This window comes from Bacteroides sp. NSJ-39, from assembly GCF_014287315.1.
Lineage (GTDB): Bacteria > Bacteroidota > Bacteroidia > Bacteroidales > Bacteroidaceae > Bacteroides > Bacteroides finegoldii.
Window position 1 is genome coordinate 257,563 of sequence record NZ_JACOOB010000006.1, and the last position, 19,901, is coordinate 277,463.

At 50.8% G+C, this 19,901-nt stretch carries 27 protein-coding genes; 11 read left to right on the forward strand and 16 right to left on the reverse strand.

Annotated elements, in window-relative coordinates:
* Positions 1-8 precede the first annotated feature (8 nt).
* A complete protein-coding gene (locus H8S63_RS09650; RefSeq protein ID WP_186926646.1) occupies positions 9-1,367 on the forward strand; it encodes a dipeptidase in 1,359 nt (452 codons plus the stop codon).
* Here the strand turns inward: H8S63_RS09650 and H8S63_RS09655 are convergent.
* The 5 genes from H8S63_RS09655 to H8S63_RS09675 form a co-directional block, all read right to left on the reverse strand.
* Positions 1,349-3,460: a DNA topoisomerase 3 gene (locus H8S63_RS09655; RefSeq protein WP_186926647.1), complete on the reverse strand. Its 2,112-nt coding sequence runs from the start codon at positions 3,458-3,460 to the stop codon at positions 1,349-1,351. The two genes, H8S63_RS09650 and H8S63_RS09655, sit on opposite strands and share 19 nt — an antisense overlap.
* Positions 3,461-3,544: 84 nt before the next feature.
* Positions 3,545-5,263: an ATP-binding protein gene (locus H8S63_RS09660; RefSeq protein ID WP_186926648.1), complete on the reverse strand. Its 1,719-nt coding sequence runs from the start codon at positions 5,261-5,263 to the stop codon at positions 3,545-3,547.
* A gap of 285 nt (positions 5,264-5,548) precedes the next feature.
* Entirely contained in the window at positions 5,549-6,316 is a 768-nt protein-coding gene (locus H8S63_RS09665) for a DNA-binding domain-containing protein (RefSeq protein ID WP_004313567.1), read from the reverse strand.
* A 336-nt stretch (positions 6,317-6,652) separates the two neighbouring features.
* Positions 6,653-6,979 (reverse strand): hypothetical protein, encoded by a 327-nt coding sequence (locus H8S63_RS20080; protein WP_225720073.1) that lies wholly within the window; start codon positions 6,977-6,979, stop codon positions 6,653-6,655.
* Complete coding sequence (locus tag H8S63_RS09675; protein WP_153868481.1) at positions 6,976-7,137, reverse strand: hypothetical protein; 162 nt, start codon at positions 7,135-7,137, stop codon at positions 6,976-6,978. The genes H8S63_RS20080 and H8S63_RS09675 overlap by 4 nt, the downstream gene beginning before the upstream one ends.
* 297 nt (positions 7,138-7,434) lie before the next feature.
* On the opposite strand from H8S63_RS09675, the gene H8S63_RS09680 reads away from it, so the two are divergent.
* The 10 genes from H8S63_RS09680 to H8S63_RS09725 all read left to right on the forward strand — a co-directional run bounded on the left by H8S63_RS09680 (position 7,435) and on the right by H8S63_RS09725 (position 11,694).
* Positions 7,435-7,650 carry a hypothetical protein gene (locus H8S63_RS09680; RefSeq protein ID WP_008645962.1) on the forward strand — a complete coding sequence of 72 codons (216 nt, stop codon included), beginning with the start codon at positions 7,435-7,437 and terminating at the stop codon, positions 7,648-7,650.
* A gap of 11 nt (positions 7,651-7,661) precedes the next feature.
* On the forward strand, positions 7,662-7,883 hold the full coding sequence (locus H8S63_RS09685; protein ID WP_005850431.1) for a hypothetical protein: 222 nt from the start codon (positions 7,662-7,664) through the stop codon (positions 7,881-7,883).
* 12 nt (positions 7,884-7,895) lie between these two features.
* Positions 7,896-8,492, forward strand: a complete 597-nt coding sequence (locus tag H8S63_RS09690; protein WP_008645966.1) for a hypothetical protein — start codon at positions 7,896-7,898, stop codon at positions 8,490-8,492.
* Positions 8,493-8,508: 16 nt separating this feature from the next.
* Positions 8,509-8,931 carry a PcfK-like family protein gene (locus H8S63_RS09695; protein ID WP_186926649.1) on the forward strand — a complete coding sequence of 141 codons (423 nt, stop codon included), beginning with the start codon at positions 8,509-8,511 and terminating at the stop codon, positions 8,929-8,931.
* Positions 8,932-8,933: 2 nt separating this feature from the next.
* On the forward strand, positions 8,934-10,223 hold the full coding sequence (locus H8S63_RS09700) for a PcfJ domain-containing protein (RefSeq protein WP_008645969.1): 1,290 nt from the start codon (positions 8,934-8,936) through the stop codon (positions 10,221-10,223).
* Between the two features lie 24 nt (positions 10,224-10,247).
* Complete coding sequence (locus tag H8S63_RS09705) at positions 10,248-10,505, forward strand: hypothetical protein (protein ID WP_008645971.1); 258 nt, start codon at positions 10,248-10,250, stop codon at positions 10,503-10,505.
* A 20-nt stretch (positions 10,506-10,525) separates the two neighbouring features.
* Positions 10,526-10,759: a DUF3873 domain-containing protein gene (locus H8S63_RS09710; protein WP_008645973.1), complete on the forward strand. Its 234-nt coding sequence runs from the start codon at positions 10,526-10,528 to the stop codon at positions 10,757-10,759.
* Positions 10,756-11,001: a hypothetical protein gene (locus H8S63_RS09715; protein ID WP_008645975.1), complete on the forward strand. Its 246-nt coding sequence runs from the start codon at positions 10,756-10,758 to the stop codon at positions 10,999-11,001. The genes H8S63_RS09710 and H8S63_RS09715 overlap by 4 nt, the downstream gene beginning before the upstream one ends.
* A gap of 45 nt (positions 11,002-11,046) precedes the next feature.
* Positions 11,047-11,355 carry a hypothetical protein gene (locus H8S63_RS09720; RefSeq protein ID WP_008151539.1) on the forward strand — a complete coding sequence of 103 codons (309 nt, stop codon included), beginning with the start codon at positions 11,047-11,049 and terminating at the stop codon, positions 11,353-11,355.
* Positions 11,356-11,472: 117 nt separating this feature from the next.
* On the forward strand, positions 11,473-11,694 hold the full coding sequence (locus H8S63_RS09725) for a hypothetical protein (RefSeq protein WP_008645976.1): 222 nt from the start codon (positions 11,473-11,475) through the stop codon (positions 11,692-11,694).
* A gap of 63 nt (positions 11,695-11,757) precedes the next feature.
* Here the strand turns inward: H8S63_RS09725 and H8S63_RS09730 are convergent, their stop codons facing one another.
* From H8S63_RS09730 to H8S63_RS09780, 11 genes are read right to left on the reverse strand one after another with little or no spacing between them, the layout of a single operon-like run.
* Complete coding sequence (locus tag H8S63_RS09730) at positions 11,758-12,285, reverse strand: lysozyme (RefSeq protein ID WP_032536910.1); 528 nt, start codon at positions 12,283-12,285, stop codon at positions 11,758-11,760.
* Positions 12,282-12,785: a DUF3872 domain-containing protein gene (locus tag H8S63_RS09735; RefSeq protein ID WP_008645978.1), complete on the reverse strand. Its 504-nt coding sequence runs from the start codon at positions 12,783-12,785 to the stop codon at positions 12,282-12,284. The genes H8S63_RS09730 and H8S63_RS09735 overlap by 4 nt, the downstream gene beginning before the upstream one ends.
* Positions 12,782-13,684, reverse strand: a complete 903-nt coding sequence (locus H8S63_RS09740; RefSeq protein WP_008645979.1) for a toprim domain-containing protein — start codon at positions 13,682-13,684, stop codon at positions 12,782-12,784. The genes H8S63_RS09735 and H8S63_RS09740 overlap by 4 nt, the downstream gene beginning before the upstream one ends.
* 10 nt (positions 13,685-13,694) lie before the next feature.
* Positions 13,695-14,270 carry a conjugal transfer protein TraO gene (locus H8S63_RS09745; RefSeq protein WP_008645981.1) on the reverse strand — a complete coding sequence of 192 codons (576 nt, stop codon included), beginning with the start codon at positions 14,268-14,270 and terminating at the stop codon, positions 13,695-13,697.
* Between the two features lie 2 nt (positions 14,271-14,272).
* Entirely contained in the window at positions 14,273-15,259 is a 987-nt protein-coding gene (traN, locus tag H8S63_RS09750) for a conjugative transposon protein TraN (RefSeq protein WP_008645982.1), read from the reverse strand.
* Between the two features lie 42 nt (positions 15,260-15,301).
* Positions 15,302-16,651, reverse strand: coding sequence for a conjugative transposon protein TraM (traM, locus tag H8S63_RS09755; RefSeq protein WP_008645984.1), 1,350 nt, complete (start codon positions 16,649-16,651; stop codon positions 15,302-15,304).
* On the reverse strand, positions 16,632-16,940 hold the full coding sequence (locus tag H8S63_RS09760) for a TraL conjugative transposon family protein (RefSeq protein ID WP_008645986.1): 309 nt from the start codon (positions 16,938-16,940) through the stop codon (positions 16,632-16,634). The genes traM and H8S63_RS09760 overlap by 20 nt, the downstream gene beginning before the upstream one ends.
* Positions 16,941-16,945: 5 nt before the next feature.
* Positions 16,946-17,569, reverse strand: a complete 624-nt coding sequence (gene traK / locus H8S63_RS09765; protein ID WP_004308925.1) for a conjugative transposon protein TraK — start codon at positions 17,567-17,569, stop codon at positions 16,946-16,948.
* Between the two features lie 30 nt (positions 17,570-17,599).
* Entirely contained in the window at positions 17,600-18,604 is a 1,005-nt protein-coding gene (traJ, locus tag H8S63_RS09770; protein WP_008645989.1) for a conjugative transposon protein TraJ, read from the reverse strand.
* Positions 18,605-18,607: 3 nt separating this feature from the next.
* Positions 18,608-19,237: a DUF4141 domain-containing protein gene (locus H8S63_RS09775; RefSeq protein WP_008645990.1), complete on the reverse strand. Its 630-nt coding sequence runs from the start codon at positions 19,235-19,237 to the stop codon at positions 18,608-18,610.
* Between the two features lie 23 nt (positions 19,238-19,260).
* Positions 19,261-19,641: a DUF3876 domain-containing protein gene (locus H8S63_RS09780; RefSeq protein ID WP_008645992.1), complete on the reverse strand. Its 381-nt coding sequence runs from the start codon at positions 19,639-19,641 to the stop codon at positions 19,261-19,263.
* Positions 19,642-19,901: the final 260 nt, after the last annotated feature.

Genomic DNA, 19,901 nt, shown 5'->3' on the forward strand with positions numbered 1-19,901 from the left:
TTCAATTTATGAACGAAATTCAGAAATATATAGCAGAGAACGAGTCCCGAATGATGGAGGATTTGTTCAGTCTCATCCGCATTCCAAGTATCAGTGCACTGCCCGAACACCATGATGATATGCTGGCGTGCGCCGAACGCTGGGCACAGCTATTATTGGAAGCCGGAGCGGACGAAGCATTGGTAATGCCCTCCAAAGGCAATCCGATTGTCTTTGCCCAAAAGATAGTAGACCCGAGCGCAAAAACTATTTTAGTCTACGCCCATTATGACGTGATGCCTGCCGAGCCGTTGGAGCTTTGGAAAAGCCAACCGTTCGAGCCGGAAATACGTGACGGTCACATTTGGGCACGTGGTGCGGATGATGACAAAGGACAATCATTTATTCAGGTGAAAGCCTTCCAATATCTCCTCAAGAACGGACTGCTGAAAAATAACGTGAAGTTTATCTTTGAAGGAGAAGAGGAAATCGGTTCTCCCAGTTTGGAGGCTTTTTGCGAAGAGCACAAAGAGTTGTTGAAATCCGATGTAATTCTTGTTTCGGACACTAGCATGCTAGGAGCGGAACTCCCTTCGTTAACCACAGGTCTGCGTGGCCTGGCTTATTGGGAAATAGAAGTTACGGGACCAAACCGTGATTTACATTCCGGACATTTCGGAGGTGCGGTAGCCAATCCGATTAATGTGTTATGCAAGATTATCAGTAAAATAACCGATGCGGATGGAAGAATCACCATTCCCGGATTCTATGACGATGTAGAAGAAGTTCCACAAGCCGAACGGGAGATGATTGCCCGTATTCCTTTTGATGAAAAGAAATACAAAGAAGCGATCGGTGTGAAGGAAGTATTCGGAGAAAAAGGATACAGTACATTGGAACGTAACAGTTGCCGGCCGTCTTTTGACGTATGCGGTATATGGGGCGGGTATACAGGAGAAGGTTCCAAAACCGTGCTTCCCTCAAAAGCTTACGCCAAAGTCTCCTGCCGGTTGGTTCCACATCAGGACCACCATAAGATTTCTCAAATGTTTGCGGATTATATTCTTAGTATTGCTCCTGACACGGTACAGGTGAAAGTCACTCCGATGCATGGAGGACAGGGTTATGTCTGCCCCATCTCCCTTCCCGCCTATCAAGCGGCGGAGAAAGGCTTTGAGATTGCTTTCGGGAAAAAGCCGTTGGCTGTACGCCGCGGCGGCAGTATTCCTATCATATCCACTTTCGAACAAGTATTAGGAGTCAAGACCGTATTAATGGGATTCGGACTCGAATCGGACGCCATCCATTCGCCGAATGAAAATTTCTCACTGGATATTTTCCGTAAGGGAATAGAAGCGGTGATTGAGTTTCATAATGCCTTCCGGTAAGTACATCCGTTTTTCCACTCCGAACATCCGTAGGCTGTCTTGCCTTTTATGATTGTTCCTTTGCCGCAAAGCGGACAAGGTTGTCCGACAAGAGAATCAGCATTAACAGTAGCCGCAGGCGTAGCCTTCGGCTTCTTTTCTTTCGGAGCACCCGGTTTCCGTTCACGCTTCTTCGGTTCTTTCTTCACTTTTTCTCCGGCTTGGGCGGCTGCCGCATCCTGAATGGTAATACGGCGGTTAGTATTATCCGACAACACACTCATTACGATTTCCGAAACCATCTGCTTCAGTTCTTCAAGAAACTGGCGTGCATCATACGTTTTCTTCTCTATTTCGCGGAGTTTCTTTTCCCAGATACCCGTCAGTTCGGCAGATTTTAAAAGCTCTTCATGAATAAGCTGCACCAGTTCCACTCCTGTCGGGGTAGCAATCAGGTTCTTCCTTTCCTTACGGATATAATTCCGTTTGAACAACGTTTCGATGATAGCGGCACGGGTAGACGGGCGGCCGATACCGTTTTCTTTTAATGCGTCACGGAGTTCGTCGTTATCAACCAACTTTCCGGCAGTTTCCATTGCACGAAGCAGAGTTGCCTCCGTGTAAGGTCTGGGCGGCTGCGTCCATTTTTCATTCAAATCGGGAACATGAGGACCGCTTTCCCCTTTCACAAAAGCAGGAAGTACATTTTCGTCTTCTTCCTCTTTTTCTTCGGCCGTATCTTTTACATCTTTTGCAAAGACAACACGCCATCCGGGTTCGAGAATCTGCTTCCCACTTACTTTGAATTCTATTTTATCCACCTCTCCCATCACAGTAGTAGTAGAAATCTTACAATCCGGATAGAACACGGCAATAAAACGACGGGCAATCAGATCGTAGACACGACGCTCCATATCCGTCAGGTTTTGAGCGTACACTCCGGTAGGGATAATGGCATGGTGATCTGTTACCTTTGAATTATCAAATACTTTCTTCGATTTCGGCAATGTGGAACCGTTCAACGGAGCTGTCAGTACTTCATAATCACGGAGTCCTTTCAGAATACCAGGGCACTTCGGATAAATATCGTCACTCAGGAAAGTTGTATCGACACGCGGATAGGTGGCTACTTTCTTTTCGTAAAGGGACTGGATAAGTTTTAATGTCTCATCAGCAGAATAAGCGAATTTTTTGTTACATTCCACCTGAAGCGAAGTCAGGTCGAACAGACGCGGAGCAAACTCCCGTCCGTCTTTCTTACTAACACTGGTGACTACGAACGGAAGGTCTTTGATACGTTCTACCAACGCCTCGCCCTCTTCCCTGTTAGCGATAGGATCAATACCGGGATTCTCTATTATTTTCTTTTTCCCACCGTTTTTCTCTTCTTCCGCAGCGATTTCTTCATCACTTTTGCGGATTAAAGCCGAAAAGGTTGTATCCCGGTAGTTCGTTTTCAATTCCCAATACTGCTTAGGCTGGAAGTTGGCTATCTCCAACTGTCGGTTAACAATCAACGCTAAGGTAGGTGTTTGCACCCGACCGATAGAAAGTACCTGTTTATTCTGACCGTATTTTATTGTATAAAGACGAGTGGCATTCATACCAAGCAACCAGTCTCCGATAGCCCGCGAAAGTCCCGCTTCATACAGTGACTGAAAATCTGCCTGATCCTTTAGCTTTGCAAATCCGTCACGAATAGCCTCTTCCGTCAAAGACGAAATCCACAAACGCTTCACCGGACAACGGGCGCCTGCTTTCTGCATCACCCAACGCTGAATCAATTCTCCTTCCTGTCCGGCATCACCGCAGTTGATAATCTCATCTGCATTTTGCATCAATTGCTCTATGATATGAAATTGTTTCTCAATGCCCGGATCATGCCCAATCAGTTTGATACCGAAACGCGGAGGGATCATCGGTAAGCTACCTAAGCTCCACGACTTCCAATTAGGAGTATATTCATGCGGCTCCTTCAGGGTGCAAAGATGTCCGAACGTCCAGGTCACCTGGTATCCGTTTCCTTCTATATATCCTTCTTTTCTGGTATGAGCGCCGAGTACTTCGGCTATATCACGTGCAACAGACGGCTTTTCAGCTATGCAAACTATCATTCTTTTCCTTCTTGTTTTTATACTATCAGCCTACAAAGTTACACGAATATTTCTCACAGACGGCATGAAGCCGGGAAAAAGTGATTATACCTCCCAACACTTCCATCCTTTATTGGCACAGATATATACCACGTACGAACGGACATTGTAATTGGGAAACTTCTTTTTCGTATCTTCGGCATAGCCCTTCACTTGTTCTACGTGTTCTGCCAGCGGTTCGGTGAGCGCAAGCATACGGTCGGCATCTTTGGAACGATAGTATTTAAATTCCACCACGCGATCGTCCGTGTAATAATCCGTGCCGGGGATGCCGATCATTTCAAAATCCGAACGACCGACGGAGTTATTTTGTTCGATGGCAAAAGTGTAACAATGGCTCAAATAGCGGGAGACAAGCTCGTAGAAAGAACAACGGATAAAGTTCTCGTTGATCTTATCGAAAACCTGTGCGGGGAATTGTCCCAGATATTGCTCGAAATAGTTCTGCACAAGGGGTTCAAAACTACGATTGGAATCATAAAGTTCATAAACCGGGACGTAACGACTGGCGTTACCTTCGATCTTGTTCAGTTGGTTGTAATAATCCATGTAGATGCTGAGCATGGTCATGTTGGGGAGCACCATGCGGTATGCACTCTTCAGGGTAGTCATACCTAAGTAGAACAGGCTGACGGGATAGAATTCTTTCTCAAAAAATTTCTTCTTGTTGAATTTGCCGGACAGATCTCTGACGTTGTATGACAATTCACCGCCTATCACCAGGGCATCGAGCATCTCTTTGGCGTTGTTCTGCGAAAGAGTCAGGCGGCGAATCCAGTTGATGTCCGTACGCAGGTTCTCATCGATCAGTTCGGAGGGAATACTTCCGGCATTAGCGGCAAATTTCTTAAAAAAATAAGTTAAGATAGTGGAGTTAAAAAGACGTTCACCGACAGGGCTAAAACGATAACCGTCGTAGTTGTTCACAATAAGCTGCCAGATTTCCTCGAAGCGTTCTTCGCTTGCACCGGGAGCATATTTATCAAGTACATAGCGCAAGTATGTTTTCGTTTCTTCATAGGTGAAGCCGAGCATATTCAAAAAAACGGGTTTGAATGTGAGGATTTCCGCAATGTTGTACCCGCTGGTCAGGTCGTCCATGATGACAGGCAATACGCCTGTGCAGAAACAAGTGCGAATCGTGCCTTCGCCGATACCCGCTTTGATAACTTTAAAAAAGGTGAGAAGAAAACTATCACTAGTGGTTACTTCCTCATAAAGTGAGTCATTATAGGAAGTAAGCAGTTGATTGGTGAAGTTATCGTATTCGTCAATCAATATATATGCTTTAGGCAATCCATGTGAGCTGATATAACCCAAAAGTTCCTCCAACATCTGCACAGCATTTCCTCGAGTTGTAAACTGAAAATCACCAAACAGGTCTCGGTTATGTTCTACCGTAACTTCCACGGGTCCACAATTCAGGTCATTGAAGTTCTGTACCACCCCTTCCATATCATCCGCCATCACCATAGCCGAGAAGTCATAACGAATCACCAAATATTGATTATGTTCTTCCGTAGGATGTTCGCCAATCCAGGTGCCGCCAAAAAGTTCTTCAAAACGATTCGCTTTCGTACGGTCGTAGTAGTGGGCCAACATGGAGATGAGCAGACTTTTCCCGAAACGACGGGGACGGAGAAAGATGGGAGCATTATAGTCTTCAAGCCCCGGAATGTAATTTGTCTTATCAACATAATAAAAGCCACGTTCACGCATTTCTGCGAAGTCGGCCACTGCGTATGGAATCGTTATTCTTGCCATAATCGTTGATCTTTTCTTTCGGTAAAGACAAAAGTACTAATAAATTAGTACCATAAAAAAGATAATGCGAAAAAGATAAATAAATACCAAGCTCAATTATGGCTATATACATAAGTCTTTGATGAAAAAGAGGGCAAAACAGAGAAAAAGATCAAAGTTATGCATTTATCATGTATAGCCCTATACACGAAGGCTGCACAACTCTATACATGATGCGTGTATAGAGCTATGCAGCCTCTCTGCATAAACCTGGCGGGACATTGCTCCGCCAGGCCAAGAGAACATTTATGCCGCAGGATCGGGCGCCTCTCCTCCGCCGCCTTCGCTACCACCGGAACCGGAGCCGCCTCCTGCATCGGGTTTCGTGCCGACGTAGAAAGTAGCGATAGCGGTTCGGGGTGTCTTCAGGAGCGTGCTTCCTGCATACTGTGTAGTGACGGTGAGGGTATATTCGCCATCGGCCAGACCGGCAGGAACAATGAATGTGAGTTGTGACGGGTTGTTGACGGCCAACATATTGAGGTCGACAGGTGTGGTTTGTTCTTTGCTGTCGGTGATAGTGATGCCGACGGAAGAATCCGTACCTGCAATTTTCAACATACGGCCATTGACCGTGAACGGACGGCCTGCAGTGGCGGTGGCAGGTGAGAATCCGGCAACGTACATCACGCTTTGGCGTTCGCCCAAAATACTGATAGAGGTTTGGGCGATAGTTTCACGCAGTTCTTTGTCTTGGGTGAAGGAGACGTAGACGGAATTCTTCTCGGGATTCCATTTTCCGCCATCGATAACACCGCGGAGTTGCGCTACGGCGTGGTAAAGACCGGTGTTGACACTATATCCGCTAAGGATGAGATCGCTCACAACACGGTTGTAGAGCTTCACGACGTGCTCGATGGTTTCGGGACGGAGCCCGGTGTCTTCCTTGTGCATCTCATCGAGTATATCCTGCAACGAAAGATTACCGGACGATTCGAGCTGACCGATCTTATCGTCTTTGTTGTCGACGGTTACAGTGTTGTCGACTAACCAGATTTTCAATACATTCTTCATAATTTTTCTTATTAATTAGTTATCATTCAAATAAATACAATTACTGCTATTAGCAGTCTTTACGATACTGATAATACCCACTCGCTTTGTGTGATATATGTAAATTAGTAAACCGAAGTTACGAAAAGAGTGTAATTTATTGGAGCTGAGCGTAGGTTAATTGCTCATGATAGTAATAGGTTACGATTTAGTTAGTTATCTACTGCATCATCCTTCTGCGCGTTGCGTAACCTTCAAAGAACTCTTCGTATGCAAAAGTAACAATAAAACGGGAGATTTTGAAATGAATCTCCCTAATTTTTTTCTTCTCATACAAGTTTTTCCGTAAAAGCGATTTTATCCGTCGGCACACCATCGTACAAAAGGATTTTGAACGAACGTATGCCGACTGCCGCATAAGCGGAGAAAAGGGCTTTGCATCACGCCTAAACAACAGTTTAGACTGATGATGCAAGGCCCATTTCTTTTGTGCTTATGCCAAAGAGGTGCTTTTACGGGTTTCTGACGATTTTTCTTTTTTGCTGTTCCTTTGAGCCGTAAGCGGAAAGCCGTGTCTGACCGCCCGATCCATGAATGGAACAAGCCGTCACACACGGCAGGCAAACCGGGAAGAATGATTTTATCCGTCAGACCGGACACGCTCGGCCAAACATATAAAATCATACTTCCTTGCCGGTGGTTTGCCCGGTTTCACGCCTCCGGCAGTGTCCCTTTTCCTTTTGGCGTTTTCCCTTTTTCACGGATTTCTCTTTCGAAGTTTTCCTGTCCAATCTGCCTCCACTTCCGTTTACCTCCATTTTCGCATCTTTCAGGGAGCGCATCAGGTTGTCATTTCCGTTCTGGGCGCAAAGGTAATTCCGGGATTGGACGGGAATGCAAGGTCAAGCCTCCTGTTTTCGGAAAAAATCTCCAGCCCTATGGGTAGTATTTTTCCCGAAAAACCTTGCATCCCCTAATCCCTACCTTTTCAAGCACCCGAAACGAAAACGACCGATGCGACAGAAAGACGCATAAAAAAAATGTCGGATAAACGAGAGGCAGATAAGATAGTTTGAAACTCAACTCCCTCAACTCTTGAATCCGCATTAAAAAAACAAAAAATCAAAAACAGCGAAAATATGACGGCAACGGCAAATTTCAGACAAATGGCGCAGTACATAGGGCTTGCGATATGCGGCTTGATTGTGCGCACCGCCTTCGTGGTGTTCGGCATCCTTTGGGGCATCATTAGAGAGATTGTAAACGGAGTGTTCCGAGTGGCGATAGGCGTAATCGTGGCTATCCTTTCCGCAACCGCCTTCTTCGGTTTCATCCTTTGGTTATTCACCCTTTAACCCTTACCGACATGGCAAAGAGAAGCAGCAAAACGGCAGCGCAGCAATGCAGATACTACGAGGTGGACAACATCTTCGTGTACATGGTGGAAACGTACATCAACGGCAACATATCCGTGTTCCGTGAACTCTACCGAGAACTGAACAAGGACGCACGGAGGGACTTTACAGACTTCCTTTTGAGCGAAGTGCAGCCGACCTATTGGAGAGAGATACTGAAACAGACCATCTAAAATGACAGCGATATGAGAACGATAACAAGGACATACGACCTATTCCAATTAGCCGAACTCTCCGCAGCAGCGAGAGATACCGCATACAATGAATGGCTACGCACTTTTGAATACGGTTGGGACAGTGACAACCGCAACACGCTGGAAGCATTTGAAAGTGTGTTCAAAGTCAAAGTGAACGATTGGAGTTACGACACGTGCCGTTATTCCTACCGTTTCACCTCACGTTACAGCGGAAAAGAGGAGGAACTCTGCGGCATACGGCTTCTGAAATACATCGTCAATAACTATTGGCACATCCTATTCAAGCCGAAAACCTATTACCTCAAAGGAAATTTCAATAAGCAACGTAGAAGCCGGATATTCACGGATAACTGTTGCGTACTGACAGGCTATTGCGCAGACGAGGACATCCTGCGACCCATCTACGACTTTCTGAAAGCCCCCGACACCCGAACCACTCTGTACGACCTCATGGACAAGTGCCTTGACAGCTTCTTCAAGTCGTGCCGTGACGATATGGAATACCAGTGCAGCGAAGAGAGTTTTGAGGAGAGTTGCGCAGCCAACGACTACGAGTTTTTGGGAAACGGAAAAATGTATAACTGATAAAAACGACAGCGATATGAAAGGAACAGAACATTTCAAGAGAACGATACAGATGTACTTGGAGCAACGTGCGGCGGAAGATACGCTCTTTGCCAAGAACTACCGCAACCCTGCCAAGAACATAGACGATTGCGTCACCTACATTCTCAACTATGTGCAGCGGAGCGGTTGCAACGGCTTCACGGACGGGGAGATATTCGGGCAAGCAGTCCACTACTATGACGAGAACGAGATAGAGGTGGGCAAGCCAATCCAATGCCAAGTGGCGGTGAACCACGTGGTGGAACTCACGGCAGAGGAAAAGGCGGAAGCACGGCAGAACGCACTCCGCAGATACCAAGAGGAGGAACTCCGCAAGTTGCAGAACCGCAGCAAGCCGAGAACCGCCACCAAAGCGACCGCACAAGAAGTACAACAACCCAACCTATTCAATTTCTGATTATGAAACCGAGAACACCCATACAGCAGGAAGTCGCACGATTGAGCGAGCGACTGCCGAAATTGACCGCCACACAGAGGGCATACGCTTTCCGCCATTGCTTCAAGCATTACGCCATCAAGAGGGCGGACGGCACGAACATCTGCACCGAGTGCGGACATTCGTGGAAAAGTGAACACGACCTTGCGGACACCGTTTGCGGATGCACATGCCCGGATTGCGGCATGGAGTTGGAAGCGTTGCGCACCCGAAAGAGGGTTTTCAACGAGAACGAGTATTTCTGCATCATCACCACCTGCAAGCAGTACCAAGTGATACGCTTCTTCTTCGTCAAATCCCGATACAAGGCAGGGCAGGCAGCCGAGTATTCCATTTATGAAGTGGTGCAAAGGTGGATTTCGCCCAAAGGCACAACCGTCACTGTCGCCCGACTGCGAGGAATGTCCATACTTTACTACGACCTATGGGCGGAATACAGCGACATGGAGGTACGCAAGAACAACAAACTCCGTGCATACGATATAAACCCCGTCTGCACTTATCCCCGACAGCGTTTCATTCCCGAACTGAAACGCAACGGCTTCAATGGCGAATACCACAACATACTGCCTTACGACCTTTTCACGGCTATCCTTTCCGACAGCCGATCCGAAACGCTGTTGAAAGCAGGGCAATATCCCATGTTGCGCCACTATATCCGCAGTTCCTTTGACATAGAGAGGTATTGGGCATCCGTGAAGATATGTATCCGCAACGGCTACACCATTGCTGACGGCTCCATGTGGCGTGACACCATAGACCTCCTGCGGCTTTTCGGCAAGGACACGAACAGCCCGAAGTACGTCTGCCCCTCCGACCTCAAAGCCGAACATGACAGACTTATGCACAAGCGCAACAAGGAGATAGAGCGCAAGAAATTGGAGGAACGCATCCGCCAAGCGAAGAAACACGAGAAGGCATACCGCAAACTCAAAGGCATATTTTTCGGCATAGCCTTCACGGACGGCACTTTGCAGGTGCGTGTGTTGGAGAGCGTTGCGGAGTTTGCAGCGGAAGGGACGGAACTGCACCATTGCGTGTTTTCCAACTCCTATTTCCTTGAAAAGAACTCCCTTATCCTATCCGCAACCATTGACGGCAAGCGCATAGAAACGGTGGAGGTTTCCTTGAAGACATTGGAAGTGGTGCAAAGTCGTGGCTTGCACAATTCCAATACCGAGTACCACGACCGCATTGTAAACCTTGTGAACAGCAACGTGAACCTTATCCGCCAGCGGATGGAAGCGGCATAGTATCAACCTATAATACCCAATAGTATGGAAGTAAGAATTGAAAGCATGGTTTGTCTGTGGGACGATAAAATCCCCACGATGTTCATTGAATTTGTGAACCTCCTCACTCTTGCAACGAGTGAGGGGCAGTTAAGACGGAGTGTAAAGGACTTTGCCGAGAAGCACGAACTTGACAGGTTCTTCCTTTACGGCTTCGGCTCCCACCATTTCTACCTGCACCAACGCTATACAAGCGACCCCGAAATGGTGATGCGCAACAGAGTTTTGTCAGTACATTTTTAACCACTCTAAAATCAACGATTATGGCAACACGAATGACCATCAACGGAATAAGCACCTGCACTGAAGCAGGTACGGAGAAATACGAGCGTTTCCAATTAGGTATCGGCAGACGCAAGCGGACACTTGTGCAGTACGACTACCGCCATCCCACAAACGGAGAGTTGTTCTCTTGTGTCAAACCCACATTGGACGAGTGCCGAGCCGCACGGGACAAGTGGCTCACGGCAAAGGAAGAAAAGGAGGACAGACGATGAACGCAGCCTACCAAACGCTGATAGTGAAGTTCAGCGAGCCTATCAAAGTATTGGACGGTATCTTTGACGATGCCGAAGCGTGGGGAGTTGATACCCTAAAAGGGTGGATAGACGACTACGAGAGCTGCAGGTTTACCGCCATTGACAGCCATACGGCAGTCATCACAAGCGAGTACAATATGGAGTGCCTGATGGAATGGCTGAAACGAAACACACCCATTGCCGAGATAACAGAATGTTAAACAAGTTGGCGGTATCCGCACCGCCAACCTAAAACCAAGAAAAGCATGATAGCAAAGACGATTTTACAGCAAATAGGCGGCAGACGCTTTGCCGCCATGACGGGAAGCAAGGACTTTATAGACATGGGCAACGGCTTACGCATGAGCCTTGCGAGGAACAAGACGAGCGCAAACCGCCTTGACATCATCTACGATGCCGGCTTAGACCTTTACAATATGCGTTTCTACCGCAGGACGTTCAGTAAAAAGACATTCGAGTGCAAGACAAAGGATATAGCAACGCACGAGGGCATATACTGCGATATGCTGGAAGAAATGTTCACGATGGTAACGGGACTCTACACCCGTTTTTGAGTGGCGGCGGCGAAAGCCGCCCTACTTTCTTTCGGTGAGCATGATGGCGGACAAAGAAAGTAGCAAAGAAACCGCTGTCCCAATCTACGATAGTATTCACAAAAACAAGTTTTAATCATGGAAGAAATCAGACAGAACGGAAAAATCATCCTGTACAGTGATGACGGAACAAGCATAAGGATGATTTTCAAAAACCTCACGGGGAGGAATTTTCAAGGTCAGGAATATGCGGAGTATATCCGGCATATCGCAATCGGGGAGATGGGATTTTTGCCCGGCATCATAGAGCATTGCAGGAACGGTGAAGTAATCGGCAAAGGAAAAATCCCGAATGTATGAAAAGCGGAAAATCCGATGAAGTTGCGGCTTCATCGGATTTTCATTTGTCAGGCATTTGCCATGTTACGGAATGTACAGCAGCGCAAACTCCGCCTTTCTCCGTTTGAGCAGCATGGCGTGCCGTTTACCCTTGTAGTTGCAGAAAGCGATATATTCCCGGTAAATGTTCCTGTCGCCAGCCTCCAGCTTTCGGATCAGTTTGCTTTTGGGTATCTTCCCGCTCCCCAAAAGCCGGTATGGACCGACATTGTAGGCGAGCGTGGCAAGGAGCAGACTGTCACGCCCGAACTGGCGGAACATGGCGCAGAACTTCCGCAAGTCTTTCCGCAGAAGCGCGTCCGCCTGTCGCTTCGTCATGGTGCGTGCCGAATACCTTTCCCCCGGCTGCAACCGGTGTCCATACCCCACATACGGGTGATGTTTTTCCGAGTGCCAGCCTTCAAAATACTTCGTACACCGAACTGCCCACTCGAAAGGCGGCAGGCGGTAGATTGCCGCCTGCCCGTCCGTCCCCTTCTGACGGCTGTCCCGTGCGGACACGGAGCAGACCGCCAGCAGCGAACAGAGGATAGCCATGAATACACGCATCATCTTGGCAGAGGTTTGTAATTGCCTATGGGGATGACGGTCTGAATGTCGTCCTTCACGTTCCGGTTGTTGAAGTCAAATTCCAATTCGTAGGAATTTTTGAAATTGTCCTCCACCACCACGATGAAGTTGTGCGCCTCGTCGCCATCTGCCGTGTAGTACAGCCTGAACTTATCGTTTTCAAGCAGGTAGCGGTCGTTGGGCAGGAAGGTAATGCCGCCCGCCATCTTCAGCGTGCCTTCCCCCTCGAACTGGAAATACCGGATGGTGTAGAGCGTGTTGGCAAATTCGCCCGTCCTTTTCAGCTCACAGCGGATTTCCACCGTCTGCCCCTTCGTGACCTTGTTCGGCACGGGCATGGTTTCCACCGTGAAGGGATAGGATTGCTGGATGTCCATGTCGTCATCGCACGATGCGAGCGTGAGCGACACGGCGGCGAACAGGCAGAGTGCCAACGCCTTGAAGATGGATATTCTCTTGTTCTTGTTGTTCAGTATGTTCATTGTCCTTTGATTTTTAAGTTATTGTTCATTTCTTTTTTTGCTGTCAGTTGCAGATACTCGTTCAAGTCCTTGCAACCGTCATAGAGTGCGGAACGGTCACAGACACGTCCGCCGTAGTGTCCTTTGAGGGCTTCCAGCGTCCTCCGCCCGGCTTCGTCACGGTCGAGGAAGCAGTCGATGCGTCCATACCCGTCTAAGTGTTTCACCGCCTTACCCACGTTGGCGACGGAGTTCAGCACAAGGCTGTCGCCATTGCCGCCTATGCCGAGTGTGTCAGCGGACAAAAAGTCCATGAAGCCCTCGAACACGCTGCATACGTCAGAGGCGGTATCTTCCGGTTTTATCAGTGACACATCTTTCGGTGGTATGCAACCTTTGAATAGTTTGCTCCTGATTTCATAGCCGCCCGCCACGTTCGGGAAACCGATTGTGAAATACCGCTTTCCACGCACGCCATAGTTCAGGCGGCAACAGTGGCGGTATGCAACGGCATAAGGGATGCCCCGTTCCGCCAGATACTCTGTTAATGGTGAGCGGAGCAGTGGGACGGCTTCCACCCCCTCAAAGGCAGGTTCGGACGGTTCCGGCAGGTACAACGGCTTTTCCGATGCGACAAACGGCATACGGGCGGTTTCCGCTATGAATCTTGCCTGCGCCATGAAGTCACCGCTTCGGGCAAACTCCCCGGCAAGCGTGAAGATGTCACCGCCCTTGCCCAAACCGAAGTCGTACCAGAGCTGTTTCGCCACGTTCACACGGAAAGAGGGGGTGCGTTCACTGCGGTACGGCGCACGATACCACAGCTCGTTTCCGCTCCTCCGTACAGGCTCATGTCCCAACCGTGCGAGAAAGTCCGCGAGGGATATTTGCCTCATGGCGTCTATATTGGTCCCTTCCATGCGGCGTGTGTCAGTTGATGACGAACTTGATGCCCAGCCCCCATTGGCAGTGGAACTTCTTCGTGTCGCCACCCCACAGGCAACGCTCCCGGAGGTTGGCGAGCAGGGCGATACGGTCAGCCACGTAAAACTCCACATCGAGCGTCAGCGCACCGCCGTAGATGAAGGCGTCCCGGTCATGCAGCGTGGAGCCGTCATACAGCACCTTTTCGCCCCAATTCACCGATTCATACCCGGCGAGAGCCGAAGCCCCCGCATAGACGAACACGATTTTGCGGGCATCGGAAAGTATCTTGAAATAGTAGCCGCCCTCCGCCGTGAACTGCGCCACAGGTATGGAAGTGTCCTTGTAGGGGCTCTTTTTCAGGAGATACTCACCTCCGAATACCCATTTGTTCCCCTTCTTCGTGTAAGTGGAGAGAGCAGCCCCTAAACTGTACCCGCCGTCGTTGCCGCCGGGTTTGAATCCGTCCGCCAGATTCGCCCTTACCTCGATGCCCTGCATCTTCGGCAGGCATCGCTGGGCGTGCGCCTGCCCCGTGAACAGGGCAAGCGACGCGATGATTATTGCGATGTACTTTCTCATGGTCAGCGCACTTGAAGTTCGTTGATGGTATTGGCGCGCACCAAATCCTCGTTCTCGATCACGAAGGACTGGTGACGACCGCCGTTCTTCTCGTTCAGTTCCACAACGAGGCACTTGCCGTCGGGTATGGTGAACTTCGCCATCGTGAAGACCGTGCGTTCGCTTTTTTTGCCCGGCACGAGCGTGGCGTAGTTCTGCGCGCGAAGCGGCAGGATGATACGCTCCTGCACGGCGGTACGCTTCGCCACCTTCTTGTCCACGATTTTCCACGTGATGTAGTCCACATCGAAAGGCACGTTGCTCTGGTTCCTGATTTCCGTGTGGAAATACAGAAGCCCGTTGTGCGTGTAGATGCCTTTCAGAAGGTACTGGATGCCGAAACGCTTGCAGCCGATATGCTTCACCTCACGCTTGTTCTGCTTGTGGATGGACTTCATGATAAGGCGCACCAGCATGGGACTTTCACTGCCCAGCTCTTTCAGGTAGATTTCCTGCGCGTTGTTCGGACGGTTCACCGCCTCGCCGTCATGGATGAAGTCGCACATCTCCACGTTGAGCAGCAGCGGTTCGGCGGCGTACTTCACGTTGAAGGTGTAGAAACTCCCGTCCTCCGTGATTACGGACATGTTGGTTTCGTTCGGGAAGTTCCTCACGGTTGCCTTCACGCGGATGACGTTCTCCGCACCGTCGGCTTTGCCCGCAATCAGATCGGGCGAGCCTAAATCGACATAGCGCACTTCCGCCGGGAAGATGACATGCACGGTCTTGTCGTAGGTCACTTCCAAGCCGTGCGGGGGGACCATGCGGTCAAAGCCCAGCTTTCTCGTCAGACCGTGATACAGGTCTCCGTCCGCTTCTTTCTGCGGATAGACCTCCTTTGTCAAGGTCAGTTGGTCACTTCTGTTGGGCGTTTCAACGGTTACGTTTTCCTGCGCGTTGGCAGTTGCGATGCCCATAGCGAGGGCAAACATCATGATTACTTTTCTCATTACTTTGGATTTTTAGTGGTAAATAAAAATTTGATTGTTTCCTTAATTCACTTCCTGATAGAGCATGACCCTGTACCCGGCTTTCAGATGCACTTTGACGGTACGCATCTTCTTGGCAATGTACTGGCTCGTGCCTTGTATCAGTCCTTTTCCCAAGTCGGAGGCAAGCTGCGCCCCGGCATTGGTGGAGATGTTGATGCTGCTCCCCAGCGAGCCGCCCATGTTGGCGGCAACCTCCCGGACAGCGTTCATCTCCATCGAGTTGGGTATGAATATGCCGGGCTGCCCATCCGTGTCATAGACCTCCAACTCCACCGGGATAACCGTGCCGTCGTGTTCCAGCGAGGTGATTTCGATGGCAAGCCGTTCACCCTGAATCTTGGCTGCGCCGACCACCACCGCATTACGGGGGATGATCCTATCAGCTACCGCCATCGGCTCCAACAGCCGTAACCTGACCGCCTGCCCGTCCGTCACGCTCTGCGCCCCATAGACACATGCCGGTATGGTGTTCCTGTCCGATACGGTCGTGACACCCACCGCCGTGTTGAAACTGCGGTTGCGTTCCTGCGAGAAGGAAGCGACAAACTCGGCATTACTCATGGGCTGTCCGAGCGAGGACACCACCTGATGCGTCACCTGCCTTACGGGTTTTGCCGTGTTCTTTCCGGCTTTCTGCACGGGGGACGGCTCTGCGGTCTGTCCCGCTGCCGCCCGCGTGCCGTTCTGATTTCCCATGTACTTCGCCGCCAGCTCGTAGGATTTTTCCATGAGTGCCACCTGCTCGTCCATCGTGGAGCTTCTCTCTTTTCCGCTTTCCAGTTCGGATTCGAGCGTGGCGATGCGTTCCAGCAGTTCGTCCATCTCCGCATTGTCGTTTTTCGGCTGCTCGTAGAAGTTGCCGAGCGTGGCATTGAGGTCGCGGTAGGCGGCTGCCGAGGACTGGATGGTCTTCGGTGCGGGTTTCTCCGCCTCTTCCGTTCCGCCGGGATTGGCAAGGTCGAAATCGCTGTCCCTATCCGCTGCCGCCGTTTCGCGGTCGAACAGGTCGCCCAACTGCTGCATGGCGCGGCTGCGGTTCTCCTGCCGTTCCTCCATTGCCCCCTGCTCGTAGGCTTTCGCCTTGTCACCGATAATCCGGCGGTTCTCCTTGTCCGCATCGGGCATCTCGATATTGTAGCCGCCTGTTCCCGGCTCCTGCTCCTTGCCGGAGGACGGGGCGAATATCAGCCACATCGCCCCGATGAATACCAGCACCATAGCGGGAAGCACTATCATTTTCTGGCGTTTCAGCCGTTGGGCTTCGGTCAGCGGCTTGCGCTCCTTTTTCGGCTTGCCGTTACCGGGAGCCGCCTTGTTCTCGTTTTTTGGTTCATTCTTCGTCTGTTCCATATAAATAAGGTATTACATTGTGATTGTTATCCGGCTTCACGGACAGTTCCACCTGTCCGGCATGGTCTATCTCCATCCGGCTGCCGTCATTCCTGCCGATGTCATACACGGCTTTGCCGAAGGTGTAGAGGGCAAGTGCGGCGAATGCGGCGAGCATTGCCAGCACGATGCGCCTGCGTATCTTCGGCGGCAAGCCGTCCAGATAGCCCTTGAGCCTTGCTATCAGCATTTTCTTTTTATCGTGGAGTTTCCAATAGGTACTCCATAGTGATTTTCCGATTCCTTTCATGCCTGTTACCTTTTGATGGTTTGTAAATCCTTGTTCTCGATGATGGTGAATCCCTCGATGGTGAAACCGTTGGGGTTGTCGTCCGAACGGGACGAGTTCAAGAGGCGGCAGGTGGTCACGAGGCTGCGCTCGGTGACGTTGCTCTGCCGGATGATCTTCTGCGTGGCGTAGGTCACGGCACGGTAGGGATAGCCGTTGAAGTCGCACACCACGCTGTCCACCTTCAGCACTTGGTTGATGTTACCGGCGATGATGCGGTTGTAGTACCCCTTCTCGGCGAAGTCCGAATAGTAGTTGTACACGCTCTTGTCCGCCAGCAGCAACGCACGCTTCACGTTGTGTTCTATCGCGCTCTTTTCGGGCGAGAGCGTGAAGAACAGCTCGTGGAAGCGGCGCACATGCTCCCTCGCTTCCGCCGGACGGTTCTGCGAGAGGTCCTGCGAGAGTGCCAGCATCAGCGACTTGCCGTTGTCCAGCACATAGATCTTCTCACGCTGCCGCTCCGCGAAGCGGTAGGAACTCCACACGCTCCATACCGTTATCACGGCGCACAGCGAGAGGAAGACGATACCGAACAGGCGTATCTGCCGGAACGATGATTCGATGTTTTTAAGTGATTTGAATTCCATTTTACTTTTCCGTTTATAATTGCACATTGATTATTTCAGCAGTTTCCCGGCACGTCCGACCATGTTGCCTGCGGCTGCACCCGCCACGCTGCCCGCCATGCTTCCGGCGCGTCCCGCCATCTGGTTCACGTTGCGCCCGTAGCCGCCCATGCCCCCGGCTTGGATGATCCAGCCCGCCACCGTCGGAATGGTGAAGTAGCCGATGATGCCGATTATCATGAACACGATATACACCCCGTCGCTGGAATCCAGCGAGAAGTTGGGGTCGGTCTGCATGCGCTCGATGTCGCTCTGGAGCATCAACACCTGAATCTTGGCGAGTATGGTGCTGAATATGTCCGACACGGGCAGCCACAGATAGACCTGTATGTAGCGGCATATCCACTGCGTGAGCGTGCTTTGGAAGCCGTCCCACACCGATATGGCGAAGGCTATCGGACCGAGTATCGCCAGCACCACGAGGAAGAATGTGCGGATGGTGTCTATCACGAGGGCGGCGGCTTGGAACATCAGTTCCAGTATCTCGCGGAAGAAGTCGCGGATGCCCTTCTTCATCTTGTACATCCCCCGGTCGATATACATCCCCGCCATCGTCACCATGTCGGAGGGCGACCAGCCCAATTCCTCCAGTTGCTTGTCAAACTCCTCGTTGGACACGAGGTAGGCGGTTTCGGGATTGCGCACCATCGCCTCGTATTCCAGCCTGTCCTTCTGCTCCCGGTACTTGTTCATGTCCAGCGTCTGCGTTTCGAGCAGTTTCGCCGTGCCCTGCACGACGGGCGAGAGGACGCTGTTTATCGTGCCAAGCACCACCGTAGGGAAGAACATGATGCACAGACCGATGGCAAATGGGCGGAGCATCGGGAAGACGTCTATCGGTTCGGCTCTCGCCAACGACTGCCATACCCGGTAGGCGACATAGAAGAGCGCGCCCAGCCCGGCGATGCCTTTCGCCACGCCCGCCATGTCAGCGCACAGCGGCATCATCTGCTCGTAGAGCGAGCGGAGAATCTGGTGAAGGTTGTCGAACTCCATAGGCTACCAGTATCTTTCGTTCATGCTCCCGTACAGCCCCATGATGCGGTCGAGGTCGTTTTTCTTCTTCGCACGCAGGTAGCTCACGCTGATGTTCTTGTTGGTGTAGTAGCTCACGAGGTTGCGGTAACGCTTCATCTTGGAGTGGCAGCGTTCCACCACGTCCATGCGCTCCTTGTCCGTCATGGAGAGCGTGGTGATGTTCACCACGTTCTTCAGCTCCGTCAGCACGTCGTTGGATTCTTCCAGCAGCTTCGTGTACCCAAAGGCGATGGCTCCGAGTTCCTCCACCGTGAAGTTGTCGTCGCGCAGCATCTTCTGGAAGCTGGTCACGTAGATGTCCGTGATGTCGCCTACCATCAGGATGGTCTGCTGCACCTTGCGGGCGTCCTTGACCAGATTGTTCACCGATTTGAGGGCGTCGTAATACTTCTTGCCCTGCTCGTAGATTTTCACCGTTTCCTGAAAGTTGTTCACCATGTTGGCGGCGGTCTTCGAGGTGTGGATGATGTTCTTCGAGGCGTTGATGATGCCCTGCGCCAGATTGCCCGGATCGCTCACGACCCATTGGGCGGAAGCCCTGCCCGCGAAAAGCAGGCACAGGCAGATGGCGAATGTTATTCTTGTTCTCATGTTTCTTTGGATTTTAGCGGTTCTTATTTTTCTGCCGGAGTTTCCGGCTGCTGCTTCACACGCACGTAGTCCCCGTTGGGTGAGAAGGTCAGCACGTCGGAGGCTTCGTTATACGCCACGTCGATGCGGAAGCCGGTGTTCATGAACAGGTTGCCGTTCTCCTCCTGCAAGAGGTAGGTTTCCGGTTTCAGCTTGCGGCGGATGCCGCTCCGTTTGAATACCGTCACCTTGTAGGCTTCGCCCTCCTTGTAGATAAGCACGTCGGGCTTGCCCTCCACGCTTTCCCAGTTCCCGCACAGCAGGTCGCGGCGGTTCTCCGCCACGTCGCAGGATTGCAGCACCATGACCGCCAGTCCGATCAGACACTTGCTGACTTGCAGCATCTTCATTCTTGATATGCTCATACGCTTTTCTTTTTTTCGTTGATAAATCTGTTTTACCGATTATTGATTACTTATTTCTTGTTTCTCCGCCTTTCGGCAAGCTGCCGGATGGCGGCTTCGATGTCTCCGCCCAGCTGCTCCGCCAGACGGTACACCTCCACCTTCTCCGTTTCCTCGGTGGTGTACGCGTAGGCTAAGCACCCAGCGCCTTGTCATATTTCTATGGTAGGTTTCCGAGTACTCGCCTCCGAACCGGACTTACAAGTCTCCCTGTATCCGGC